Source organism: Gammaproteobacteria bacterium (genome assembly GCA_019911805.1).
In the GTDB taxonomy this organism is placed as follows: domain Bacteria; phylum Pseudomonadota; class Gammaproteobacteria; order Thiohalobacterales; family Thiohalobacteraceae; genus JAHJQQ01.
Window position 1 is genome coordinate 76242 of the sequence record JAIOJV010000074.1, and the last position, 24930, is coordinate 101171.

A 24930-nucleotide genomic window follows, 5' to 3' on the forward strand; every position below is an offset into this window, starting at 1 on the left:
CATGCCGGCAGCGACCCTATGAAGCCGCGCGCCGCCTGGGCCGCGCTCACCGCCGAGCCCTACCGCATCCTGCTGACCCTCGGCACACTCCAGCTGCTCACCGCTCTGCTCGTCTGGTCCATCGAACTGATCGGACGCCCACGCGGCCTGCCGCTAGCGATGGCCGGACCACTGCCACCCGGCAGCCTCCATGCGCTGCTCATGCTCTATACGGTCTTCCCGTTCTTCATCTTCGGCTTTCTGATGACGACCTACCCGCGCTGGCTGGACGCACCGCCGCTGCCGCGGTCGCGCTATCTGCCGGCGGCACTGCTGCTCGGCACCGGCGTGCTGCTGTTCTACACCGGTGTGTATGCGTCCGCCGGGTGGATGGCCATCGGCCTGCTGGTGTTCCTGGGCGGCTATCTGCTGGCCATGCTGGGCCTGTGGGAGACGCAGCGCCGCGGCCGCATCCATGGCCGGCTGTACGAGCGCTATCTGCACATCGCCCTGCTGCTGGGGGCGATCGGTATCTTGCTCGCGGCCGCGGCACTGCACGGGCACGCATCGCTCTGGCCGGCGGCGCGTACGTTCGGACTGTGGGGGTTCCTGCTGCCCGTCCTGGTGACCATGAGCCATCGCATGCTGCCCTTCCTCACCAGCTGCGTCCCCGGCACCGACCCCATCAGTCAACCGCGCGGCGGGCCGCATGCCCTGCTCGGCCTCATCGCCCTCCACGGGCTCCTGGAATGGGCCGGGCAGCCGCGCTGGCTGTGGCTCGCCGACCTGCCGCTGGCATTGATCGCCGCCCACCACCTGCGCTGCTGGGCCTTCGCCCGCTGCCGGCGCGCGCGGCTGCTGGCGATGCTCCATAGCGCCTTCGCCTGGTTCGTCGCCGGCATGCTGCTCTCCGGCAGTGCCAGCCTGCTGCTGTTCTTCGGCCAGCCCGATCACCTGGGTCGCGCGCCACTGCATGCCCTGGGCATGGGCTTCGCCCTGGGCATGACACTGGCCATGGTCACGCGGATCGCGCAGGCCCATATCGGGCTGGCACCGGTGGCCGGCACGTCCGTCTGGCTGGCCTTCTGGGCCCTGAACGGTGCCGTGCTGTTGCGCATTCTGGGAGAACTGATGCCGCCAAGCGCGCTGACGCCCGTCTCCGGGATACTGCTGGTCGTGGCGCTGCTGCCCTGGGCGGCGCATTGCCTGCCCCTGCTGCTGAAACACCGAGACACCGGCAGAGACTAGCGCCCGCCGCGCGTTTGTGCCATGTCGGCGAGCAGTGCCCGTGCCCCGTCGGCATAGTCGCCCTCCGTGCTCACTGTCAGTTGGCGCAACAGATGGGTGCGGGCGAGACCCGGCCTGCCGAGCGCATGATAGACGGCCCCCAGGTGGTAATGGATGCAGACCATGTCCGGCTGGCCCGCGAAGGCCCGCAGGAGAGGATCGAGGGCCTCTTCGTACCGGCCGGCGCGGTACAGCGCCCAGCCGTGGGTATCGAGGAAGCCGGCGTTGTCCGGCTCGGCTGCCACGGCCAGGGCCGAATGCCACAGGGCCGTCGCAGGGTCGGCATCGAGGCGCTCGAGTTCGAGCCAGGCCAGTTCGTTGTAGAGTGCCGGCGTCGCGTAACCACGGGCGATGCCCTCCAGGAACGAGCGCTGGGCGCCAACCAGATCGCCGGCATGGATCTGCAGCAGGCCGGTACTGTAGTACCGGCCCGAGGCGTAGGCATGAACCAGTATGGCACCGAGCATGCCCACCGGCAGCAGCATCCAGACCAGGTTGCGTCGAGCGGTGGACTGCCGCGCGGCCAGGAGCAAGGCGCCGGTGGTCGTGCCGCAGACATTTGCGAGCAGGTCGAGCAGGTCGAACTCACGCCCGGCGACGAACGCCTGCTGGGTCTCGTCCACCAGCCCCAGCAGCAGTGATGCCACTACCGCGATGGCCAGCAGGGTAGCGCGCCCCAGCCCCTTCCAGGACCGGCGTGCGATCCCGTAGATGCCCAGCGTCAGGGTCAGGTGGGTGAGAAAGTGGGCCAGCTTATCGATGCCCGGGTAGCGCAGGCTGAGGCGCTGAATATCGTAGCCGTGCCCATCGGCGATGAACATCGCAATGCCGGCCAGCAACAATACCGCCCCCAACGCCAGCACGCCGGGCCAGTATGATTTTGCCGCTTTCCACACCACCATCTGCCCTCCCTGCAACGACACTACGACGGCGGCCCGCACCCACAACTGCTGCAATGAAAAGATCGACGGGCGCGCAGCCGGGCGTCCCGGTCGCGGCGCTAGGGGCCTGTCGGACTTGGGCGATACAACACGCAGCTCACCTCGCGGTGCTCGTCAACCTGGACACTTTCGGGATAGTGCTGCCGGCATTCCGGCCGCGCCCGTGGACAGCGCGGCTCGAAATGACAGCCACTGGGCCGGTTCAAGGGCGACGGCGGATCGCCGCGCACCTCGGCGGGCCGGTGCGGCGCATACGCAGAGGGCACCGCCTGCAACAATGCCTGGGTATAGGGATGCAGCGGGTCGGCGAGTACGCGATCGGCCGGTCCACGCTCCACGATGCGCCCCAGATACATCACCGCGACATCATCGGCCAGATAACCGACCACCGCCAGATCGTGGCTGATGAACAGATAGGACAGGCCGTGGTCCAGCTGCAGGCGCCGCAACAGATTGAGGATCTGCGCCTGCACCGACACATCCAGGGCGCTGGTCGGTTCGTCGCAGACCACGAGGCGGGGATTCACCGCCAGGGCACGCGCGATGCACAGCCGCTGGCGCTGCCCCCCGGAGAACTGGTGTGGATACAGGCTCAGCTGTTCGGTCCGCAGGCCGACCTGCTGCAGCAGGTCGGCGGCCCGCGCCAGGCGCTCGGGGCGCGCCGCGCCGATGTTCTGCACCTCCATGGCCTCGACCAGCATGTCGCGCACCCGCATGCGTGGATTCATCGACGCGAATGGATCCTGAAAGATGAGTTGGAAGCCGGCACGGGCGCGGCGCAGTTCCTCCGGCGACAGCCGACTGAGATCCTGTCCGTCGAACACGACCGTGCCGGCATCCAGCGGTTGCAATTGTAATACTGCCTTGGCCACCGTGGACTTGCCGCAGCCCGATTCGCCCACCAGTGCCAGCGTGCGGCCGGTCATCAGTTCGAAGGACACGCCATCGACGGCGTGCAGGATCTGGCGGGCCCGGCCGAAGCCGCGTCGGACCAGAAAATTGACCTGGAGATCACGCACCTGCAGCAGCGGCCGGGCCGCGATCGTGGGTGGCGGCACCTCGAGCGGTGCGGGTTCCGGCAGCGGCGGCTCCGACTCCACGGCCGCCTGCTCGCCCAGATAACAGCGCACACCCCACTCCCAGGTGCCGTACCAGGGCGGTGCTTCGGCCTCACAGCGCGGCATGACCCGGTCACAACGCGGTGCGAAACGACAGCCGGTGTGCCCGGTAGATGGCACCGGCACCTGGCCCGGGATCGCCGCCAGCGGCCGGCCACGCTGTCCCAGATCCGGCAGTGCGCGGAACAACATCCGACTGTAGGGGTGCGCGGGCGCCGCGAAGAAGGCGTCGCGCGGCCCCTGCTCGACGATCTGTCCCGCATACATGATGGCGACACGATCCGCGACCTGTGCCGCCACCCCCAGGTCGTGGGTAATGAGCAACAGCGCCATATTGCGTTCGCGCTGCAGGCGTACCAGCAGATCGAGTATCTGTGCCTGGATGGTTACGTCCAGCGCCGTGGTCGGTTCGTCGGCGATCAGCAGATCCGGATCGCCGGCCAGGGCAATGGCGATCAGCACGCGCTGCTTCATGCCGCCGGACAGCTGATGGGGGTAGTCGCCGTAACGCGCCTCGGCGTCGCCGAGACCCACCGCCTCGAGCAGTTCCACGACACGCCGCCGCGCGGCAGCATCCGCCAGCCGCTGATGGAGGCTCACAGCCTCGGCGATCTGATGGCCGATGGAAAGTACCGGATTGAGCGAGGTCATGGGCTCCTGAAAGACCATCGCGATACGCCGGCCGCGCAGCTGGCGCCGCTCCAGTGGCGTGAGTGTGCGCAGATCCCGGCCACGGTAGCCGATATGCCCGCTGACGATCTCGGCACCGTTCGGCAGCAGCCCCATCAACGCCAGCGCGGTCATGGATTTGCCACAGCCGGATTCACCCAGCAGCGCGAGCGTCTCGCCGCGGGCGATGTTGAAGCTGACACCGTCGACCGGATAGGTCCCACCGATCCGGATGCGGAGATCGCTCACCCCGACCAGGATCTCGGTGGCGGCCTGCTCAGCTGACAGCATGCGGGTCCCCATGATCGCTGAACAGCGAGGCGCGCAACAGGGTCTGCGTGTAGCCGTCGCGAGGCCGATTGAACAACTGATCCGTCTCACCCTGCTCGACGATCCGGCCGGCGCGCATGACCATGATACGGTGCGACACAGCGCGGATGACCTTGAGATCGTGCGAGATGAACAGATAGCTGATGTGATAGCGCCGTTGCAGCCGCAGCAGCAGCTCCAGAACCTGCTTCTGTACCGACACGTCCAGGGCGCTGGTCGGCTCGTCCAACAGGATGAGCTTCGGTTCGAGTACCGCCGCACGGGCGATGGCGATGCGCTGACGCTGGCCGCCGGAGAACTCGTGTGGATAGCGCCACAGCATGTCCTCGGTGAGCCCGACCTCGGCGAGGATCTTCAGGATGCGCTCATGGTGCTGCACCTTGTCCTGTCCGGGGAAATGGATCTCCAGGCCTTCACGCAGGATCTGTTCGACCGTCATGCGCGGCGACAGCGAGGAATAGGGATCCTGGAACACCACCTGGAACTCCTTACGCAGGGGCCGCAGCCGCCGCCCCGCGAGCTGATCCAGACGCTGGCCCTGGAAATCGATCTCACCGCTGCAGTCCTGCAGGCGCAGCAGGCACATACCGAGCGTCGATTTGCCGGAGCCGGACTCCCCGACGATGCCGACCGTCTCGCCCGCGTGCAGCTCGATATCGACCTCATCGACCGCCTTCACCACACCGATCCGGCGGCGGAAGAAGCCTGCCTTGATCGGGAAATGGCAGCGCAGCGCGCGGCCCTGCAACAGCAGTGCACGCGCACCGACGGCGTCGTCACTGCCAAGCATGCGTCGGGGTTGCGCGTCGATGAGTTGCCGCGTGTAGGCGTGCTGCGGGGTACCGAATACCGCTGTGACGGCACCCTGCTCCACGATACTGCCGTTCCGCATCACGCTGACCCGCTCGGCGAAACGCCGCACCAGGTTGAGATCGTGGCTGATCAGCAGCACGGCCATGCTGAACTCCTTTTGCAGATCCTCGAGCAGCGTCAGGATCTGCGCCTGCACTGTGACGTCCAGTGCCGTGGTCGGCTCATCGGCGATCAGCAGCTTGGGCGAACAGGCCAGCGCCATGGCGATCATGACACGCTGGCGCTGGCCACCCGACAGCATGTGCGGGAAGGCATCGAAGCGCTTGTGCGGCTCGACGATACCGGTGCGGTCCAGCAGTTCGAGCATGCGCCGGCGCGCCTGTGTCTGGGTGACACCGGCATGCAGCAGCAGCGGCTCCATCAATTGCCGGCCGATGGGCTGGACCGGATTGAGCGAGTTCATGGGCTCCTGGAAGATCATGGCGATCTCCCGGCCACGCAGCGCACGCATGTCCGCGTCGTTCAGTGCCAGCAGGTTGCGCCCTGCGAACAGGATCTGCCCACTCGGGAAGCGCGTCTGCGACGGCTCGTGCAGTCGCAGTATCGACAGGGCCGTCACCGACTTGCCCGAACCCGACTCACCGACCAGCGCGACCCGCTCACCCGCTGCGACGTGAAAGTCCACACTTTGCACCACGCGGTTGAAGCCACCGGAGGGATCACGGAAGGCGACTGAGAGTTCCTTGATCTCCAGCAGCCTGTCGGTATCGTTATGCGGGGAGTCAACCACGGCGGGTATCCAGGGCCTCGCGCAAGGCCTCACCGATGAAGATCAGCAGGGTGAGCGTACCGACCAGCACGACGAAGGTCGTCATCGACAGCCACCAGGCCTCGATGTTCTCCTTCCCCTGCGACAGCAGCTCGCCCAGGCTGGGCGTCGATGGCGGCACGCCCAGACCAAGAAAGTCCAGGCTGGTCAACGCCAGGATCGCACCGCTGATGCGGAACGGCATGAAGGTGATCACGGGCGTCAGGCTGTTGGGCAGCAGATGACGGAACATGATGCGGCGGTTGGACAGCCCCATCGCGTGGGCCGCCTTGACGTAGTCCATGTTGCGTCCACGCAGAAACTCCGCACGTACATAGTCGGCCAGGCCCATCCAGCCGAACAGCGACAGCAGCACGATCAGCAGCAGGATACTGGGATTGAACAGCGACGCGAAGATGATGAGCAGATAGAGCTCCGGCATGGAGCTCCAGATCTCGATCAGCCGCTGGGCGAACAGATCCAGCCGCCCACCGAAATAGCCCTGCAGTGCGCCGGCCACCACACCCAGTAACACACCGATGGTGGTGAGCACGAACGCGAACACCACCGATAAGCGGAAGCCATAGATCAGTCGTGCCAGCACATCGCGGCCGCGGTCGTCGGTGCCGAGCAGGTTCTCGGCCGACGGCGGTGCGGGATTGGGGTAGTCGGTATAATAGTTGATGGTGTTGTAACTGTAGGGGTTGGGCGGATACAGGGCCCAGTTGCTGTCGCGCGTCAGCAGATCCTGGACATAGGGGTCAGTGTAATCGGCTTCCGTCTCGAAGTCGCCACCGAACACCGTCTCCGGATAGGCGACGAACAAGGGAAAGAAGTACTCGCCCTGATACTGCACCACAATGGGCCGATCATTGGAGAGAAACTCCGCGCCCAGGCTGACGACAAACAACACGAGGAAGATCCACAGGCTGTAATAGCCCCGGCGGTTGGCACGAAAGCGCATCCAACTGCGTTGACGGGGCGATACGTGCCAGCCCGCAGTCGTGCCAGTCTTCAGCCGGACCCCTCCCGTGCTCATCGGCCAGCCGACTCGAACTGAATACGTGGATCGACCAGTACGTAGCTGATGTCGGTCAGCAGCTTGGCGATCAGGCCCAGCAGGGTGAACAGATACAGTGTGCCCAGGACTACGGGGTAGTCGCGCTTGAGGATGGATTCGTAGGCCAGCAGCCCCAGGCCATCGAGTGAGAAGATGGTCTCGATCAGGATGCTGCCGGCAAAGAAGGCGCTGATGAACGCCGCCGGGAACCCGGTCACCAGCGGGATCATGGCGTTGCGGAACACGTGCCGGTAGAGTACGCGCCGCTCCGGCAGTCCCTTGGCGCGTGCCGTCAACACATACTGCTTGCGCAATTCCTCGATGAAGCTGTTTTTGGTGAGCATGGTCATGACGGCCAGACTGCCGACCACCAGCGAGATGACTGGCAGGGTGATGTGCCAGAGGTAGTCACCGATCTTGCCGTACCAGGGTAGTTCAGCGAAATTGTCCGATACCAGATCGCGCAGCGGAAACACATCCCAGAAGCTGCCACCGCCGAACAGCACCAGCAGCAGGATACCCAGTACGAACCCCGGGATGGCGTAGCCGACCAGAATGATGGTACTGGTGATCAGATCGAAGGGCGTGCCGTCGCGCACCGCCTTGGCGATGCCCAGCGGGATGCAGCTCAGATAGACGATGAAGAAGGTCCACAGGCCCAGACTGATGGATACGGGCAGCTTGGAGACGATCAGGCCGATGACCGATGCCTGGTGAAAATAACTGTCGCCGAAATCGAACACGGCGTAGTGGCGCAACATCTCCAGGAAGCGTTGCGGGGCCGGCTTGTCGAAGCCGTACAACGCCTTGAGCTGTTCGATGCGCTCCGCATCGAGTCCGGCGTCACCGCGATACAGGCGCGGGCCACCGGCCGAGGCCTCACCCTGCGTACCCGTCCCCTGGAGCTGCTGAATCAACTGCTCGACCGGGCCACCGGGCACAAACTGCGTCACCACGAAGGTGACCAGCATGACCCCGATCAGCGTCGGGATCATGAGCAGCAGGCGTTTCAGGATGTAGGTACCCATGTCCTCTTACCTCGTCCGTGCCGCCGGCTTCGCCAGATCGCGCCACCAGGTCTGCAGTGCCCAGGATTCGGCATCGTAGTAGAGAGGCAGCGTCTGCGGATGACCGAAGCGGTTCCAGTAGGCCACCCGGTGGGTGGCAATGTACCAGTTCGGCACCACATATTCGCCATACAATAGTACCCGGTCCAGCGCCCGCGCGGCGGTCACCAGGTGCGCCCGGTCCGGCGAATACACCAACTCCTCGATGAGCGCGTCGACCACCGGATCTTCGATACCCGCCAGATTGTTGGAACCCTCCTTGTCCGCGGTCGAGGAATGCCACATGCCGAACAGCTCGTTGCCCGGCGATTGCGACTGCGGAAACGAGGCCACCATCATGTCGAAGTTGAAGGTCCGGCGACGCTGCACATAGAGGCTGACATCCACGGTCCGGTAGCTGAGCTCGATACCGAGTTTGCGGAGATTGTGCGCGTACGGCGCCAGAATGCGCTCGAAGCCCTTCTGGGCGAGTATGAATTCGATGTCCAGCGGTTCGCCGGCAGCGTTGCGCAGGCGACCGTCACGCACCGTCCAGCCGGCTTCCGCGAGCAAGTCACGTGCCGCGCGCAGATTGGCGCGCAGCGAACCCGGTTCAGCGGTATCCGCGGGGCGCCAGATCTGGGTGAAGATCGCCTCCGGCAGCCGCTTGCGATACTTCTCCAGCAGCGCCAGCTCGGCACCCTGCGGCAGACCCGACGAGGCCATCTCACTGTTGCTGAAATAGCTGTCACAGCGCGTGTACTGACCGTAGAACAGATGCTTGTTCGACCATTCGAAGTCGAAGGCCAGCGCAATCGCCCGGCGCACCCGCCGGTCCTTGAATTTATCCCGCCGGGTGTTGAACACGAAGCCCTGCATGCCGGCGTTGTTGCTGTTCTTGAGTTCTTCCTTGCGGATGCGGCCGGAGTCGAACTGCGGCCCGGTATAGTCGCGGGCCCATTGCTTGGAGTGCAACACCAGGGTGAAGTCGAATTCACCGGCCTTCAGCGCCTCGAGCTGCACGGTCGCATCCTTGTAGTATTTGTAGGTCACCCGGTCGAAGTTGAACATGCCGTTCCGGGTGTTGAGATCCCGGGCCCAGTAGTCGGGGTTGCGCACGTAGGTGACGTCCTTGCCGATCCGGTAGGACGCGACCGTGTAGGGGCCGCTGGCGATCGGCAACGCACGGTTGAGCTTGTCGAATTCCGCGTCGCCGACCCATTTGCGCGAGAACACCGGGATCTGCGCCGCCAGCAGGTGCAGTTCCGGATTGACCCGGGCGAACTCGAAGCGCACGGTGTGCGCATCCACGGCCACTACCCGTTCGATGTCCGCCCAATAGAACCGGTACTGCGGGTGGCCCTTGTCACTCTTGATGGTGTCGAAGGAAAACTTCACGTCGTCGGCGAGCACCGGATCGCCGTTGGAGAAACGCGCCTTGGGATTGAGTCGGAACGTCACCGACAGTCTGTCGTCCGCCAGCTGGATGTCCTCGGCGAGGTGGGCATAGAGGCTGTACGGCTCATCCAGACTCTGCACCATCAGCGGTTCGAACACCAGGGTGCCGAGACCGTCGGCGGACACCCCCTTGAGCACGAAAGGATTGAAGCTGTCGAAATTTCCAAAACCGGACAGCACCAGCTCCCCGCCCTGTGGTGCGTGCGGATCGACATAGTCGAAATGCGTGAAGTCCGATGGATATTTGGGCGTATAGCCAAGCGCCACCGACGGCGACGCCACCACCGGTGATGTGACCACCGCCAGCAGCAGCCAGCAGATTACAGCTCGGAACACGGACACTCGATGCTTCCCTGGTTGCCTTGACGCGCCCGCACTGCCCCGGCGGTCAGGCTGTCGTTGTTCACCAGACGCGGCACTGTGCCTGTCTGGTCAAGGGCTGCGGGCCATTATATAGTAGCCGGCCTGACACAACGCAAAATGGGGACGCGCAATGGGTTTTCTTACGGGAAAACGGGTACTGATCGTTGGTCTCGCCAGCAATCGCTCCATCGCCTGGGGTATCGCCCGGGCCATGCACCGCGAGGGTGCCGAACTGGCGTTCACCTATCAGAACGAAAAGCTGCAGGAACGTGTCCGGAAAATGGCTGCCGAATGCGACTCCAGCATCATCCTGCCCTGCGACGTCGCCAGTGACGAACAGATCGACGCCGTATTTGCCGGACTCCGCGAGCACTGGGACGGCCTGGACATCATCGTCCATTCCGTAGCCTTCGCACCCAAGGAGGCGCTGGAAGGCGAATATCTCGCCAGCGTGAGTCGTGACAGCTTCCGCGTCGCCCACGATATCAGTTCCTACAGCTTTGCCGCACTCGCCAAGGCCGCTCGCCCGATGCTGCAGGGCCGCGCCGGGGCGTTGCTTACGCTCAGCTACCTGGGTGCCGAAAAGGCCCTGCCGAATTACAACATCATGGGCGTGGCCAAGGCCAGTCTGGAGGCCAACGTGCGCTATATGGCCTACAGCCTCGGCCCGGAGGACATCCGTGTGAATGCGATCTCGGCCGGCCCGATCCGCACGCTGGCGGCCTCGGGCATCGCCAATTTCCGCCGGTTGCTCGACTATGCCGAGAAGACCGCACCGCTGCGCCGCAATGTCAGCATCGAGGATGTCGGCAATGTCGCCGCCTTCCTGTGCTCCGACCTGGCCGCCGGTATCACCGGCGAAATCACCTACGTCGACGCCGGCTACAACATCGTCGGCGGCGCGCCCTTCGAGGATCAGGAGTAGGCGCCAGTAAGGCATACTCATTGGCCACGGACCAACACAGACAAAACCTTTTTTTGGCCACGGAAACACACGGAACAACACGGAAAAAATCCATTGTTGAAAACGCAATGAAACCGTCCGTAGGGTCCCCTCAGCAGACCGGTAAGGTGCGTCGAGGCGCAGCCTGACGCACCCTGCACGGCCGGTCCCTCACAGGCACGGAGTACGCCCAAAATCTGCCACAAGAACGCACAGACAAGCACGGAAGAGGTCGGCATGACGGGTTTTACATTCCGTGTACTTCCGTGTGTTTCCGTGGCCAAAGAAGGTTTTGTCCATGTCGTTGCGTGGATTCCGTGGCCATCAACGACACAGACAAAACCTTCTATGACGGCGCCTGCAGGATACCCTCCTCCCCCTCCAGCCGCGCGACCACCACCGCCCCGCAGGAGTCGCTGAACACGTTCACCGCCGTGCGGCACATGTCGAGCACACGGTCCACCGCCAGGATCATGCCCACCGCCTCGACCGGCAGACCGACGGCCGTGAGGATAACGGTGATGGCGACCAGGCTGGCGGCGGGGATGCCGGCGACGCCGATCGACGTCAGCAGTGCGAGCGTGACGATCAGCAGTTGCTGCGCGAACCCCAGTTCCACACCATAGGCCTGGGCGATGAACATCGCCGCCACGCATTCATACAACGCCGTGCCGTCCATGTTGACCGTCGCACCGAGCGGCAGCACGAAGCTGCTGGTACGATTGGATACGCCCGCCTGCCGCTCGACGCAGCTTAGGGTGATCGGCAGCGTTGCCGACGACGACGCGGTCGAAAAGGCCATCAGCAGCGCCGGGGCCATGGCCTGATAGTGACGCAGGGGATTCACCCGCGCGACCAGCAGCAGGATGGCGGGCAGCACCACCAGAAAATGAAACGCCAGCCCCGCCAGGACAGTCAGAAAGAAGATCAGCAATGGCTGGAAGGCTGCCATGCCGGTGGTGGCCACGACCTTGCCGACCAGGGCGAATACGCCGAGCGGCGCAAACCGCATCACCCAGCCGGTGATGCGCATCATGACCTCGAAGGTGCCCTGCCAGAAACCCAGCAGATTGCCGGCGTAGGGCTCGCCGATGCGCGTCATGAAATAACCGAACAGCAGGCTGAAGAAGATCAGACCGAGCATCTGCCCCTCGGCCGCCGCCGCCACCACGTTGGGCGGTATCAGGCGCATAAAGACGGCGACGAGATCGCCTGCCCCGTGCGCACTCAGATCGGCCGCGATCTGGTCACCGTCCGCCGTCAGGCCGATCTGCTCCCTGACCGGGGTGCCACCGACCAGCCCCGGCTGGATGAGATTCACCAACGTCAGACCGACCAGGATGGCCGCCAGGGTGGTGGTGGCGTAGTACAGCAGGGTCTTGAGGCCGAGCCGGCCGAAGGCGCCGGTGTGCCCGACGCCGGCGATGCCGCTGATGATGGCGGAGACGATCAGGGGAACGATGAGCATCTTGAGCGCATTCATGAACAACGCGCCCAGGAAATCGAGGATGTCGACGATGGCGACACCGAAGAGGGTCGCCGTCTCGCCCACCGCGCTGCCGACAAGGACGGCCAGCAGCAGTGCGATCAGGATCTGCCAGTGCAGTTTGATGTGGAGCATCGCCATATCAGGGCAGCTCTCGCCGGATCGACCCGTCGCTGATCATCACCGGGCCGGCACCGTCCACGGCACCGTGTCAGTCCAGTCGATCCGGATACTGCACGATCTCGGCACGCGCCTTGAGCCGGTCCAGCAGGGCTGTTGTCTCCAGCGTCCCGTACAGCTGCTCGAGGTTGCGCCGGAAGGCCGCACGGGCCGCCGCGTCGACCGTGGCCAGGTCGCCGTCGCGCACCTCGTCGACCTGCACGAGTACGAAGTCGCCATTGGCCAGCATCGTGCCGCCACTGACGATCCGGCCGTCGGCCGCCCGCGGGATACGGAAGGCCTCGGCGACGATCTGGCGATCATGGTCCGCGGCGCTGCGCTGGACGAAGCCCGCATCCGTCACCTCCAGCTGCAGTTCCCTGGCCAGTGTGTCGAGCGGCGCACCCGCCTGCAGCCGTTCGACCAGGGCCTGCCCGCGGACCCGCGTGGCCTCGCGCTCGGCCTGATTGCGCAGGGTCGCCTGGATCGTGTCACGCACGGCCTCGAGCGGGCGCTGGGTCGATTCCTGGTGCTCGAGCACGCGCAGCACCAGGACATGGTCAGGTGCGATCTCCACCACCGGACTGTTGTTGCCACCACGGAGCACATCATCGGCGAAGGCGGCCTCGACGACCTTGGGGTGGGTGCCGATGCCCTCTCCACCCGAAGCGGTCAGCCAGCCGCTCTCCTGAATCTTCAGGTCGAGTTGCGCGGCGGCCGGGGCCAGGGTGTCGGGCTGCTCGAAGCTGAGCGCCGCCAGCGTCTCGGCGCGCTCGAAAAACAGCTGCTCGGCCTGGTGGCGCACGGCCTCCTGCCGCAGCTGCTCGCGGACCTCCGCGAGGGCCGGTACCTGGGCGGGTTGGATCTCAGTGACCTGGATGATGTGGAAACCGAAGGGCGAACGCACCGGATCGCTGATCTGATCCTGTGCGAGTGTGAAGGCGGCGGCCTCGAACTCCGGTACCATCATGCCCTTGCCGAACAGACCCAGATCACCGCCCTCCACCGCCGAACCGGGGTCGTCGGAAAACTCCTTGGCCAGCGTCGCGAAGTCCTCTCCTGCACGCAGGCGGGTGACGAGCCCCTCGGCCTTCTTGCGTGCCGCGGCGACCTCTTCCTCACTGGCATCCTCGGCGACCTGAATGAGGATATGGCGGGCGCGGCGCTGCTCGTCGCGCGTCAGGCGGGATTTGTCCGCCTCATAACGGGCCTCGATCTCCTCCTCGGTCGCCGTCATCCCGGCGGCGATGGTGTCGGCCGACAGCTCCAGATACTGCACCCGCACACGTTCCGGTTCCACGAAGCGCGCCTTGTTGGCCGTATAGAATGCCTCCACGTCCTCGGGCTTGACCTCCACCTCGTCAGCGAAGGTCGTTGCGGGGATCCGCAGGTACTGGAGCTTGCGCTCCTGGCCCTGCAGGCGCATGGCCTGGTCCACATCCTGAGACACCACCGCCGACGTCGTGGAGATGCTACCGGCCAGTTGGTTGATCAGCAGGGCACGGCGGAACTGCTGTTCGAAACGCTGCGGCGTCAGCCCCTGCTGGCTGAGCAGGCGTTGATAGCGTTCCTGGGAAAACGTGCCATCCTCCTGGAAATCAGGGATGGCATGAATACGCGCAGCCAGCAGCGCGTCGCTGACAGTGAGCTTCGCTGCGGTCGCGGCCTGCACCAGCAGTTCCTCCTCGATCAGCCGGTTGAGTACCGCCTGCTTGAACTCCGGCGTGCCGGTAATGCCACTGTCGAAACGTTCGCCGAGCATGGCACGCATGCGCTGAACCTGCTGCTGCTTGGCGAAGCGGTACTCCTGCACCGGGATCTCGACGTCATTGATGGAGGCGGCGAAGACACGCGCATCGGGCTTCAGATACCAATCGATACCCCAGAGCGCGAACGTGACTGCGATCAGCCCGACGATAAGCCAGGCAATCCAACCGGTGGCGCGATCACGAATGGCCTGCAGCATAATGATGGTCCTGAAGGTTTATCCAAAAAACTCATTTCAGCCACGGCCGCACACTGAAGATTCTGAAATAAAACCGTGTCGCGAAGCTCCCGACTCAGCATCTGGCGGGTAAGCGGCGCGGGTGTGTGAAGCAGTTGGTCTTGTCAGTGCTTTTTCGTGTGCTTCCGTGGCAGATTCGGTTTTCGGGTTTATTCTTTTCCCGGGCGCCGGTGCGCGCCGGCCGTGGTCCGGGGACTGTACAAATTAAAAGGGCGCCCATCAAGGGCGCCCTTCGGTTGTTAGTGGCGGAGTGGACGGGACTCGAACCCGCGACCCCCGGCGTGACAGGCCGGTATTCTAACCAACTGAACTACCACTCCACATTTGACCCTGGTGGGTGCTGAGGGGATCGAACCCCCGACATTCGCCTTGTAAGGGCGACGCTCTACCAGCTGAGCTAAGCACCCCGGAACAAGCGCGTTAGTTTACGGCATCCTTGAGGGCTTTGCCAGCCTTGAATGCAGGCGCCTTGGCGGCCTTGATGTTGATGGTCTCGCCAGTCTGGGGGTTGCGACCGGTGCGGGCCGCGCGCTCGCGCACCTCGAAGGTCCCGAAGCCGATCAGCGTCACCGGGTCACCCTTTCTGAGCGCGTCGGTGATGCCGTTCAGCATGGCGTCCACGGCCCGCGCCGCTACCGTCTTGTTCAGGTCGGCCGCTTCGGCAACTACGTCGATCAATTCTGATTTATTCATTAATAATTACTCCTTCCCCCTGGGTACCACGGGATGAGTTGCACTGTAACGGTGCATATTGAATGGATGTGGAGACCTGCATCCCCGTGAAGCGGGACGCCGCATAATATCGTGCTGGCTCACGGGAACCTGGAAATTGAAAGTATGCGCCCGTCAGGCACGCCGCACGTTATACCAAGCCGCACAAACGACTGTCAACCAAGACCCTGGATGGAAAAGGCGGCAACATGGGCATGCTGCCGCCTATATCACAAAAGCTGACAAACCTCAGTGCGCACGCGCCGGAGAGCGCTTGCGTTTGCCTTTGGACTCGCTGGTCTTTTCATCGGACTCTGCGGGTTCCTCACCTTCGCCCGCGTCTGTCGCCACCGGCACTGGCATGTGCTGCAATGCGATCTGCAGCACCTCATCGATCCATTTCACCGGCCGTACCTCCAGACGATCCTTGACGTTCTTCGGAATCTCCACCAGGTCCTTCTTGTTTTCCTCCGGGATGATGACGGTGGTGATGCCGCCGCGGTGGGCCGCCAGCAGCTTCTCCTTCAGGCCGCCGATCGGCAGTACCTCGCCACGCAAGGTGATCTCACCGGTCATGGCGACATCCGCCCGCACCGGGATCTTGGTCAGCGCCGATACCAGCGCGGTACACATGCCGACGCCGGCGCTCGGACCATCCTTGGGTGTGGCACCCTCCGGCACATGCACATGGATGTCGAATTTCTGATAGAAATCCGAATCGATGCCAAGCATCGCCGCGCGACTGCGCACTACCGTGGTCGCCGCCTGAATGGACTCCTGCATCACCTCGCCCAGCTGGCCGGTGTGGATCAGGCGACCCTTGCCCGCCACGATTGCCGATTCGATGGTCAGCAGTTCGCCGCCGACCTCGGTCCAGGCCAGACCAGTCACCTGGCCGACCTGGTCGCGCTCTTCGGCGCGGCCATAGCGGAAACGGCGCACACCGAGATATTTGTCCAGGTTCCTGGGCGTAACGGCGATCTTGTGCTCGTCCTTTTTCAGCAACAACTCCTTGACCACCTTGCGACAGATCTTGGCGATCTCGCGCTCCAGATTGCGCACGCCGGCCTCACGGGTGTAGTAGCGCACGATATCGCGCAGCGTGGCATCGCCGACAGTCAGCTCGTCCTTGCGCAGGCCGTTGCTCTTGACCTGCTTGGGTAACAGATAGCGCTTGGCGATGTTGATCTTCTCATCCTCCGTGTAACCGGGGATGCGAATCACCTCCATGCGGTCGAGCAGCGGTCCGGGGATGTTCAGTGTGTTGGCGGTTGCCACGAACATCACATCGGACAGGTCGAAATCGACCTCCAGGTAGTGGTCACTGAACGTATGGTTCTGCTCCGGATCCAGCACCTCCAGCAGCGCCGAGGACGGGTCGCCGCGGAAATCCATCGACATCTTGTCGATCTCGTCGAGCAGGAACAGCGGATTGCGTACGCCGACCTTGGCCATGTTCTGCACCAGCTTGCCCGGCAGGGAGCCGATGTAGGTACGGCGGTGGCCACGGACCTCGGCCTCGTCGCGTACGCCGCCCAGCGACATACGCACGAACTTGCGGTTGGTGGCACGCGCGATCGAGCGGCCCAGCGAGGTCTTGCCCACCCCGGGTGGCCCGACCAGACACAGGATCGGGCCCTTGAGCTTACGCACACGCTGCTGCACGGCGAGATACTCGAGGATGCGTTCCTTGACCTTGTCCAGGCCGTAGTGATCCTCTTCCAGTACCTGCTCGGCCAGCGCCAGATCGTGGCGGATCTTGGTGCGCTTTTTCCATGGCACGCTCACCAGCCAGTCGATGTAATTGCGCACCACCGTCGCCTCCGCGGACATCGGCGACATCATCTTGAGCTTGTTCAGCTCGGTCTGTGCCTTGTCGCGCGCCTCCTTGGTCATACCGGCCTTGTCGATCTTGCGCTGCAGTTCCTCGACTTCGTTGGGCGCGTCCTCCATCTCGCCAAGTTCCTTCTGAATGGCCTTCATCTGCTCATTCAGATAGTACTCGCGCTGGCTCTTCTCCATCTGCTGCTTGACGCGACCACGGATGCGCTTCTCGATCTGCAGGATGTCGATCTCGCCTTCGATCAGCCCCATCAGGTGTTCCAGACGACCACGCACGGAGTCGATTTCGAGGACATGCTGCTTCTCGTCGATCTTCAGTGCCATGTGTGCGGCAATGGTATCCGCCAGGCGACCGGCGTCATCGATACCGGACAGCGAGGTGAGGATCTCGGGCGGAATCTTCTTGTTCAGCTTCACGTACTGGTCGAACAGCGCCAGCAGGGAACGCATCAGCACCTCGACCTCACGGTCTTCCGCACCGCTGCCACCCTCCAGCGTCTCGATCTCCGCCGAAAAGAATTCGTCGGTCTCGTGGAAGCTCTTGATGCTGGCACGCTCGGCACCTTCGACCAACACCTTGACCGTGCCGTCGGGCAGTTTCAGTAACTGCAGGATGCTCGACAGAGTGCCGATGCGGTGAATGTCATCGACCTGGGGGTCGTCGACGTCCGCACTCTTCTGGGCAACCAGGAGAATGCGTTTGTCCTGTGCCATCGCGGTATCGAGTGCACGTATGGATTTTTCACGCCCCACAAACAGGGGTATGACCATGTGTGGATACACCACCACGTCGCGAAGCGGCAGAACGGGGATCAGGTTATGCGTCTCGGCGATCATGGTCTTGTCGTCGTCATGCTCCATCAGGAGTCCCTCTCGCGGGTGAAGGTTGCGCGATGTCCGGGGTGAAGACCCGCTCCAGGCCCGGGATCGCGTACCCGGTTTATATGCGGGCAGCGACAGCCGCTTTCAATGCAGGCGAGCGGCCTGCGTATTCAAATGCAAGCACGATTTGCGCCAATACCGGCTGTAGCAACGGGGAGAAGAGAGCGTGCCCGGCCAACTGGCCGGGCCCGTAAGTCAGTCTGACGCCACGCGCTGCTCTGTGGCATCGAACAACATGTAAGGCTTTGAATCACCGAGAATCGCTGACTCATCCACCACCACCTTGCGGACATCCTCGAGGGTCGGCAGATCATACATGGTGTCGAGCAGGATATTTTCCAGGATCGTCCGCAGACCCCGGGCGCCGGTTTTCCGTGCCATGGCCTTGCGTGCAACGGCCCGCAGGGCGTCTTCGCGGAACTCGATCTCGCAGCCTTCCATCTCGAACAGCTTCGCATACTGTTTGGTGATCGCGTTGCGTGGCTCGACCAGGATTTGGACCAAGGCATCCTCGTCCAGTTCCTCCAGTGTCGCGACGACCGGCAGGCGACCGACGAACTCCGGAATCAGGCCATAGCGGATCAGGTCCTCGGGCTCGACGTCGTGGAGGACCTCACCGATATTGCGGCTGTCCTCCTTACTCTTGACCTCGGCCGAAAAGCCGATACCGCCCTTCTCGGACCGGCTGCGGATAACCTTGTCCAGACCGGCGAAGGCACCACCGCAGATGAACAGAATGTTGCCGGTATCGACCTGCAGAAATTCCTGCTGTGGGTGTTTGCGACCACCCTGCGGCGGGACCGACGCCATGGTGCCTTCGATGAGCTTGAGCAGCGCCTGCTGCACGCCCTCACCTGACACGTCGCGGGTAATGGACGGGTTGTCCGATTTGCGCGAGATCTTGTCGATCTCATCGATGTAGACGATGCCGGTCTGCGCCTTCTCGACGTCGTAGTCACACTTCTGCAGCAGTTTCTGGATGATATTCTCGACGTCTTCACCGACATAGCCTGCCTCTGTCAAAGTCGTGGCGTCGGCGATGGTGAAGGGGACGTTGAGCAGGCGCGCCAGCGTCTCGGCAAGCAGCGTCTTGCCGGAACCTGTCGGACCGATGAGCAGGATATTGCTCTTGGACAGCTCGACGTCTTCCTTACGGCTGCGCGCATCGAGTCGCTTGTAGTGGTTGTACACCGCGACCGATAACACCTTTTTGGCGCGTTCCTGGCCGATGACATATTCGTCAAGGACCTGCTTGATCTCTTTCGGCTTGGGCAGCTTGCTGCCGCTGGCGGCGGCCTTCTCCTGCATCTCCTCACGAATGATGTCGTTGCACAGCTCGACACACTCGTCGCAGACGAAGACGGAGGGCCCGGCGATCAGCTTACGCACCTCATGTTGGCTCTTACCGCAGAAAGAGCAGTAAAGGAGCTTACCGTCGTCTCCCTTGCTGTTTCGATCGTTACTCATAACCTACCCTCTTTCAGCTCAGACGCAGATCGGCCTTGCGGTTGCGATGCTTGAGGTACAGCCGCGATCAACTGCCGGAACCGCCGCGTCACCGTCCGCATTCAACCCGCCCGCAGGCCCCATTCAACTACGGTTCTGTCGAGCTTACAAGCAATCCCCGTGCCCGCCTGGGGGCATTCCTGCTGATCGATCAAGATTTAGCCACCTCGCCGGCGCGCTGCGACAGGACCTTGTCGATCAGACCGTACTCCCGCGCCTGCTCCGCGCCCATGAAATTGTCACGCTCGGTATGCTTCTGGATCTGCTCCAGCGGCTGGCCGGTATGCTTGGCGAGGATGGCGTTCAAGCGATCGCGGACCAGCAGGATCTCCCGGGCGTGGATATCGATATCGGTGGCCTGACCCTGAAAGCCCCCCAGCGGCTGGTGGATCATCATGCGCGAGTGCGGCAGGCAGTAGCGTTTGCCGTTCGCCCCGCCCGTCAGCAACAGCGCGCCCATGCTGGCCGCCTGGCCGATGCACATGGTGCTGACATCCGGCTTGACGAACTGCATGGTATCGTAGATCGCCAGGCCGGCACTCACCGAACCACCCGGCGAATTGATGTACAGGTGAATATCCTTGTCGGGGTTTTCCGACTCGAGGAACAGCAGCTGGGCGACGATGACATTTGCCATGTAGTCCTCGACCGGGCCGACGACGAACACCACCCGCTCCTTGAGCAGGCGCGAATAGATGTCATAGGCACGCTCGCCGCGCGCCGTCTGTTCGATCACCATCGGCACCAGATTCAGTGCCCTCGTGTACTGCGCCCCATCTTTGCCGTAATCGGTCATGTGTAGATCCTTGCGAATGAGTTCGGATTGGCGATCAAGCGCTCATGGTCTTGCGGATTTCCGCCAACTCGTCGAAGGTGCAGCTCTTTTCCACCACCTGCACCTGGCCGAGCAGCCAGTCCACGACCTGCTCCTCGAGCGCCAACGACTGGGCACTGCCCATGGCCTCCTGGTTCTCATAGTACCACTTGACCACCTCGTCGGGATTCTCGTAGCTGGCGGCGATACCTTCGACCAGGCGGCGGACACGTTCAGGATCGGCCTGGATACCGTTACGTTTGATGATCTCACCGATGATCAGCCCCAGGGCAACACGTCGGTGGGCCTGCTTTTCGAACAGGTTGCGCGGCAGATTCATGCCCTGCGCAGCACCCATCTGCTGGTGGGATTCACGCATCAGCCGCTCGATCTCCTCGTCCAGGAGCGCCGCCGGCACGTCGATGGCATTGCGCTCGAGCAGCTGACTGAACGCGCGCTCCTTGACCACGGCGGTGACCATCTGGTCGAGTTCGCGCCGCATATTCCTGGCGACCTCTTCGCGTAACGCGCCGATACCACCCTCCACACCCAGTAGCTTGGCGAATGCATCATCCACCTCGGGCAGCTCGAGCGCCGCGACTTCGTTGACCTTTACCTTGAACTGTACCGGCTTGCCCGCCACCTCGGCGCTGTGATAGTCGTCGGGAAAGCGCAGATCCAGGGTCACCTCGTCGCCCGCCCGGGAGCCGATCAGACGCTCCTCGAAACCCTCGATCAGGCGCCCGGCGCCGATCTCGAGTCGCATACCCTGGCCGCTGCCACCGGCGAACTCGGCACCGTCGATGGTGCCCACAAAATCCACGTTGACCTGATCGCCCTTGGCGGCGGCACGGTCGACCGTGCTCCAGTTCGCGCGCTGCTGGCGAAGTTTCTCCAGCATGGCATCGATGTCCTGCTCGCCAATGGTGGCGACCGGCCTCTCGATCTGCACATCGGCCACCGGGGCAGGTTCGAATTCGGGGTAGACCTCGAACTCGGCGGTGAATTCCAGGGCCTTGCCCTTCTCGATTGTGCGCGGCTCCAGCTTCGGCTGGCCCGCGGGCCGGAGGTTCTGCTCAGACAGCGCCGCGTGCAGGCTGGAGCTCATGAGGTCCCCGGCGACCTCGAGGTGTACCTGCTGGCCGTAGCGCTGCTGAACGATCTTGAAGGGCACCTTGCCGGGGCGGAAGCCCGCTATGCGCGCCGTGCGGGCCAGTGACTTGAGTCGGTTGTCGACCTCCTGGTCGATGCGCTCGGCAGGGACCTGCACGGTCATGCGGCGCCCCAGGGTACCGGTGGTTTCTACGGAAACTTGCATACGTTCACCTCTGTTAGGAGACGGCCTGGTACCGATTCTCAAGCCGGTCGCGGCCGCCGTTCAACCCTGACGAACTTCATTATGTTTCATGTGACTCGGCCGCCCGCCCGGGACTGCGCGCCGAATCGTAACTGGTGCGAAAGGAGAGACTCGAACTCTCACGGGTTGCCCCACTGGAACCTAAATCCAGCGCGTCTACCAATTCCGCCACTTTCGCGAATGCGCCCCCAAATATAAGTCAGACGTAAGCAGACGTGACCCGATTCGACCATGAGCGGCGAAACGTCCGCAGTATACCGCCATGCCCGGGCGGCGCGTAGCCCTTTGAAGACGCAACTCTCTGAAAAACGGTCAGGAACCACAGGAGATCGAGAGGGAGAGTGGTGGGCCGTGTAGGACTCGAACCTACAACCAATTGATTAAGAGTCAACTGCTCTACCAAATTGAGCTAACGGCCCGGAAAGGGGTGGCATTGGACCAGAATCTGACTCCTGATTCAACTGCCTTGACCAGCCGTGGCCGGTCGAAAATGGGGTGGACGATGGGACTCGAACCCACGACGACTGGAATCACAATCCAGGGCTCTACCAACTGAGCTACGTCCACCATCGAAACTGCCGCCTGTTCCCCGCGGATTGCCACCCCGGTACTACCTTGACCGGTGGTGGCCGCCCGCCGGCGTATTGGCGCGCCCGGCAGGGCTCGAACCTGCGACCCTCGGCTTAGAAGGCCGATGCTCTATCCAGCTGAGCTACGGGCGCGAAACCTGTCGATATCGCGCGGCGATGCCGCGAGCCGGGGGATGACACTATGGTCGGGGTAGAGGGATTTGAACCCCCGACATCCTGCTCCCAAAGCAGGCGCGCTACCAGACTGCGCTATACCCCGCGCTCGTTCGCCTGCGCCCTCACCTAGAACTCTCGATTAAGGCCGGGCGGGACAAGGGCGCCGATGATACGCGTTGCCAGCTACGGCCGTCAACGCCGCGGACAGCTGGTTGCGGGCACGACGCACGCTTGTGATCGCTACAAGCCGCGTGCGAGAATCGCCGGCTCTGTGAATCCACGCGACAGCACCCGGAACCACCACCGATGACAGCCCAGTTGATCGACGGCAAGGCCATCGCGGCCGACATCCGCCGCGAGGTCCGCGCCCGGGTCGAGGCCCGCAAGGTGCGCGGCCAGCGCCCCCCCGCTCTGGCCGTGATCCTGGTCGGGGCCGATCCGGCCTCCGAGGTCTATGTGCGCAACAAGCGCAAGGGTTGCGAGGAGGCCGGTATCCTGTCCTTCGCCCATGACCTGCCGACGCACACCAGCCAGGAGCAGCTGCTCGCCCTCATCGACGCCCTGAACGCGGACCCTGTCATCGACGGCATCCTGGTACAGCTGCCCTTGCCGGGGCACATCGACGCCGTGACGGTGGTGGAACGTATCCGGCCCGACAAGGACGTCGACGGCTTCCACCCCTACAATATCGGCCGGCTCGCGATCCGCATGCCGCTGCTGCGCTCCTGCACCCCCCGCGGCGTCATCACCCTGCTCGAACACACGGGGGAGCCCTTTTACGGGCGCGAGGCCGTGGTGGTGGGTGCCTCCAACCACGTGGGGCGACCGATGGGTCTGGAACTGCTGCTCGCCGGCTGCACGGTCACGACCTGTCATCGCTTCACCCGCGACCTTGCCGCGCATGTCGGTCGCGCCGACATCGTGGTGGTCGCCGTCGGCAAACCGGGGCTGGTGAAGGGTGAATGGATCAAGCCGGGGGCCACGGTGATCGATATCGGCATCAACCGCACCGCGGACGGCCGCCTGATCGGCGACATCGAGTTCGAGCCGGCGCGCGCACGGGCGGCCTGGATCACGCCGGTGCCCGGCGGTGTGGGCCCGATGACGGTGGCGACCCTGCTGCAGAACACCCTCACTGCCACGGAACAGTTCCACGACTGAGGCACAGCGGTTCCCCGCGCCGCTTCGAACGTGAAATCGCCGCTCAGGCACGCCGCCAGACGGTCCCCTGCGGCCCGTCATCCAGCAGCACGCCCTGCCCCTTGAGCAGATCGCGAATGCGGTCGGATTCGCCCCAGTCCTTGGCATGCCGCGCCGCGTTGCGGCGTTCGATCAGCGCCTGAACGGCCGCATCGTCGAGACCGCCGCTGCCGTCACGGTGGGCATGGCCGCCCTGGAAATAGGCATCGGGATCCTCCTGCAGCAATCCCAGGGTACCGCCCAGCGCCGCCAGCGTCGTCGCCAGGTCGGCGGCCGGCGCCGATTGCTCCCGGGCCCGGTTCAGCCGGTTGGCAAGCTCGAACAGCACGGCCACCGCCTCCGGCGTGTTGAAGTCGTCGTCCATGGCGACGCGAAAGCGCTCGGCGTGTTCGGTGAGCAGCGTCCCGCCGCTGCGGTCGACCCCGCGCAACGCGGTGTAGAGGCGGGCCAGGGCACTGCGTGCCTTGTTCAGATTGTCCTCGGCGTAATTGAGCGGGCTGCGGTAATGGCTGCCGAGGATGAAGAAGCGCACCTCCTCCGGCCGGTAGCGGGTCAGCACATCGCGCACGGTGAAGAAATTGCCCAGCGACTTCGACATCTTCTCCTCGTCGACCTGGACGAAACCGTTATGGATCCAGTAGTTGACGAACTTGTGGCCGGTCGCGCCCTCGCTCTGGGCGATCTCGTTCTCGTGATGCGGGAACTTGAGATCCATACCACCGCCATGGATGTCGAAATGCTCACCCAGGCAACAGGTCGACATGGCCGAGCACTCGATGTGCCACCCGGGTCGACCGGATCCCCAAGGCGAATCCCACGCGGGCTCGCCGGGCTTGGCGGCCTTCCATAACACGAAATCCAGCGGATCGTCCTTGGCCTCATCGACATCGACACGCGCACCGGCACGCAGGGCATCGGGCTGCTCACCCGACAGCTGCCCGTAGTCCGGGAAGCTGCTCACGTCGTAATAGACGTCGCCATTGCTGGCCGCATAGGCATGCCCGCGTTCGATCAGCGTGCCGATCATGCGGATGATGGCGTCCATCGAGGCGGTCGCGCGCGGCTCGTGATCCGGGGGCAGCACGCCCAGGGCTTCGCTGTCCTCGTGCATGGCGCGGATGAAACGCTCCGTCAGCGCCGTGTAGTCCTCACCATTCTCCTGGGCGCGCTGGATGATCTTGTCGTCGATGTCGGTGATATTGCGCACATAGGTCAGCTGGTAACCGGACTGCCGCAGGTGGCGCGCGATCACGTCGAACACCACCAGCACCCGGGCATGGCCCAGATGGCAGTAGTCGTACACGGTCATGCCGCAGACATACATGCGGACCTTGCCGGGTTCGATCGGCTGGAAGGCTTGTTTGCGCCGGGTCAGGCTGTTGTAGATGTGTAGCATACGAGGTACGT

17 protein-coding genes and 7 tRNA genes are annotated in these 24930 nt (G+C 63.7%); 3 read left to right on the forward strand and 21 right to left on the reverse strand.

Annotation, left to right across the window (positions count from 1 at the left end; all coding sequences use genetic code 11):
- Positions 1-18 precede the first annotated feature (18 nt).
- Complete coding sequence (locus tag K8I04_08160) at positions 19-1227, forward strand: NnrS family protein (GenBank protein MBZ0071685.1); 1209 nt, start codon at positions 19-21, stop codon at positions 1225-1227.
- Here the strand turns inward: K8I04_08160 and K8I04_08165 are convergent.
- The 6 genes from K8I04_08165 to K8I04_08190 are packed head-to-tail and all read right to left on the reverse strand — an operon-like array spanning position 1224 to position 9851.
- The gene (locus K8I04_08165; GenBank protein MBZ0071686.1) at positions 1224-2207 is read right to left on the reverse strand and encodes a VanZ family protein; all 984 of its coding nucleotides are present in this window, start codon (positions 2205-2207) and stop codon (positions 1224-1226) included. The genes K8I04_08160 and K8I04_08165 overlap by 4 nt on opposite strands.
- A 59-nt stretch (positions 2208-2266) precedes the next feature.
- The gene (locus K8I04_08170; protein ID MBZ0071687.1) at positions 2267-4285 is read right to left on the reverse strand and encodes an ABC transporter ATP-binding protein; all 2019 of its coding nucleotides are present in this window, start codon (positions 4283-4285) and stop codon (positions 2267-2269) included.
- Positions 4272-5927 carry a dipeptide ABC transporter ATP-binding protein gene (locus tag K8I04_08175; GenBank protein ID MBZ0071688.1) on the reverse strand — a complete coding sequence of 552 codons (1656 nt, stop codon included), beginning with the start codon at positions 5925-5927 and terminating at the stop codon, positions 4272-4274. The genes K8I04_08170 and K8I04_08175 overlap by 14 nt, the downstream gene beginning before the upstream one ends.
- A complete protein-coding gene (locus K8I04_08180; GenBank protein MBZ0071689.1) occupies positions 5920-6984 on the reverse strand; it encodes an ABC transporter permease in 1065 nt (354 codons plus the stop codon). The genes K8I04_08175 and K8I04_08180 overlap by 8 nt, the downstream gene beginning before the upstream one ends.
- The gene (yejB, locus tag K8I04_08185; GenBank protein ID MBZ0071690.1) at positions 6981-8033 is read right to left on the reverse strand and encodes a microcin C ABC transporter permease YejB; all 1053 of its coding nucleotides are present in this window, start codon (positions 8031-8033) and stop codon (positions 6981-6983) included. The genes K8I04_08180 and yejB overlap by 4 nt, the downstream gene beginning before the upstream one ends.
- 6 nt (positions 8034-8039) lie before the next feature.
- Complete coding sequence (locus tag K8I04_08190) at positions 8040-9851, reverse strand: extracellular solute-binding protein (GenBank protein MBZ0071691.1); 1812 nt, start codon at positions 9849-9851, stop codon at positions 8040-8042.
- A 151-nt stretch (positions 9852-10002) separates the two neighbouring features.
- On the opposite strand from K8I04_08190, the gene K8I04_08195 reads away from it, so the two are divergent.
- On the forward strand, positions 10003-10797 hold the full coding sequence (locus K8I04_08195) for an enoyl-ACP reductase (GenBank protein ID MBZ0071692.1): 795 nt from the start codon (positions 10003-10005) through the stop codon (positions 10795-10797).
- 364 nt (positions 10798-11161) lie between these two features.
- Here K8I04_08195 and K8I04_08200 read toward each other — a convergent pair whose 3' ends face one another.
- The 14 genes from K8I04_08200 to K8I04_08265 all read right to left on the reverse strand — a co-directional run bounded on the left by K8I04_08200 (position 11162) and on the right by K8I04_08265 (position 22426).
- Positions 11162-12442 (reverse strand): dicarboxylate/amino acid:cation symporter, encoded by a 1281-nt coding sequence (locus tag K8I04_08200; protein ID MBZ0071693.1) that lies wholly within the window; start codon positions 12440-12442, stop codon positions 11162-11164.
- Between the two features lie 70 nt (positions 12443-12512).
- Positions 12513-14426, reverse strand: coding sequence for a SurA N-terminal domain-containing protein (locus K8I04_08205; protein MBZ0071694.1), 1914 nt, complete (start codon positions 14424-14426; stop codon positions 12513-12515).
- A 282-nt stretch (positions 14427-14708) separates the two neighbouring features.
- Positions 14709-14785: transfer RNA gene (locus K8I04_08210), tRNA-Asp, on the reverse strand.
- Between the two features lie 11 nt (positions 14786-14796).
- Positions 14797-14872: transfer RNA gene (locus tag K8I04_08215), tRNA-Val, on the reverse strand.
- Positions 14873-14885: 13 nt separating this feature from the next.
- Positions 14886-15158 carry an HU family DNA-binding protein gene (locus tag K8I04_08220; protein ID MBZ0071695.1) on the reverse strand — a complete coding sequence of 91 codons (273 nt, stop codon included), beginning with the start codon at positions 15156-15158 and terminating at the stop codon, positions 14886-14888.
- A gap of 267 nt (positions 15159-15425) precedes the next feature.
- Positions 15426-17879: an endopeptidase La gene (gene lon / locus K8I04_08225; protein MBZ0071696.1), complete on the reverse strand. Its 2454-nt coding sequence runs from the start codon at positions 17877-17879 to the stop codon at positions 15426-15428.
- 216 nt (positions 17880-18095) lie between these two features.
- Positions 18096-19367: an ATP-dependent Clp protease ATP-binding subunit ClpX gene (gene clpX, locus K8I04_08230; GenBank protein MBZ0071697.1), complete on the reverse strand. Its 1272-nt coding sequence runs from the start codon at positions 19365-19367 to the stop codon at positions 18096-18098.
- Between the two features lie 190 nt (positions 19368-19557).
- Positions 19558-20202, reverse strand: a complete 645-nt coding sequence (gene clpP, locus K8I04_08235) for an ATP-dependent Clp endopeptidase proteolytic subunit ClpP (protein ID MBZ0071698.1) — start codon at positions 20200-20202, stop codon at positions 19558-19560.
- 34 nt (positions 20203-20236) lie between these two features.
- Entirely contained in the window at positions 20237-21538 is a 1302-nt protein-coding gene (tig, locus tag K8I04_08240; GenBank protein MBZ0071699.1) for a trigger factor, read from the reverse strand.
- A 132-nt stretch (positions 21539-21670) separates the two neighbouring features.
- A tRNA-Leu gene (locus K8I04_08245) sits at positions 21671-21755 on the reverse strand.
- Between the two features lie 164 nt (positions 21756-21919).
- A tRNA-Lys gene (locus tag K8I04_08250) sits at positions 21920-21996 on the reverse strand.
- 72 nt (positions 21997-22068) lie between these two features.
- Positions 22069-22144: transfer RNA gene (locus K8I04_08255), tRNA-His, on the reverse strand.
- 78 nt (positions 22145-22222) lie between these two features.
- Positions 22223-22299: transfer RNA gene (locus tag K8I04_08260), tRNA-Arg, on the reverse strand.
- Between the two features lie 50 nt (positions 22300-22349).
- Positions 22350-22426: transfer RNA gene (locus K8I04_08265), tRNA-Pro, on the reverse strand.
- A gap of 203 nt (positions 22427-22629) precedes the next feature.
- Here K8I04_08265 and folD point away from each other — a divergent pair.
- Complete coding sequence (gene folD, locus K8I04_08270) at positions 22630-23484, forward strand: bifunctional methylenetetrahydrofolate dehydrogenase/methenyltetrahydrofolate cyclohydrolase FolD (GenBank protein ID MBZ0071700.1); 855 nt, start codon at positions 22630-22632, stop codon at positions 23482-23484.
- A gap of 43 nt (positions 23485-23527) precedes the next feature.
- Here the strand turns inward: folD and cysS are convergent, their stop codons facing one another.
- On the reverse strand, positions 23528-24919 hold the full coding sequence (cysS, locus tag K8I04_08275; GenBank protein ID MBZ0071701.1) for a cysteine--tRNA ligase: 1392 nt from the start codon (positions 24917-24919) through the stop codon (positions 23528-23530).
- Positions 24920-24930 lie beyond the last annotated feature (11 nt).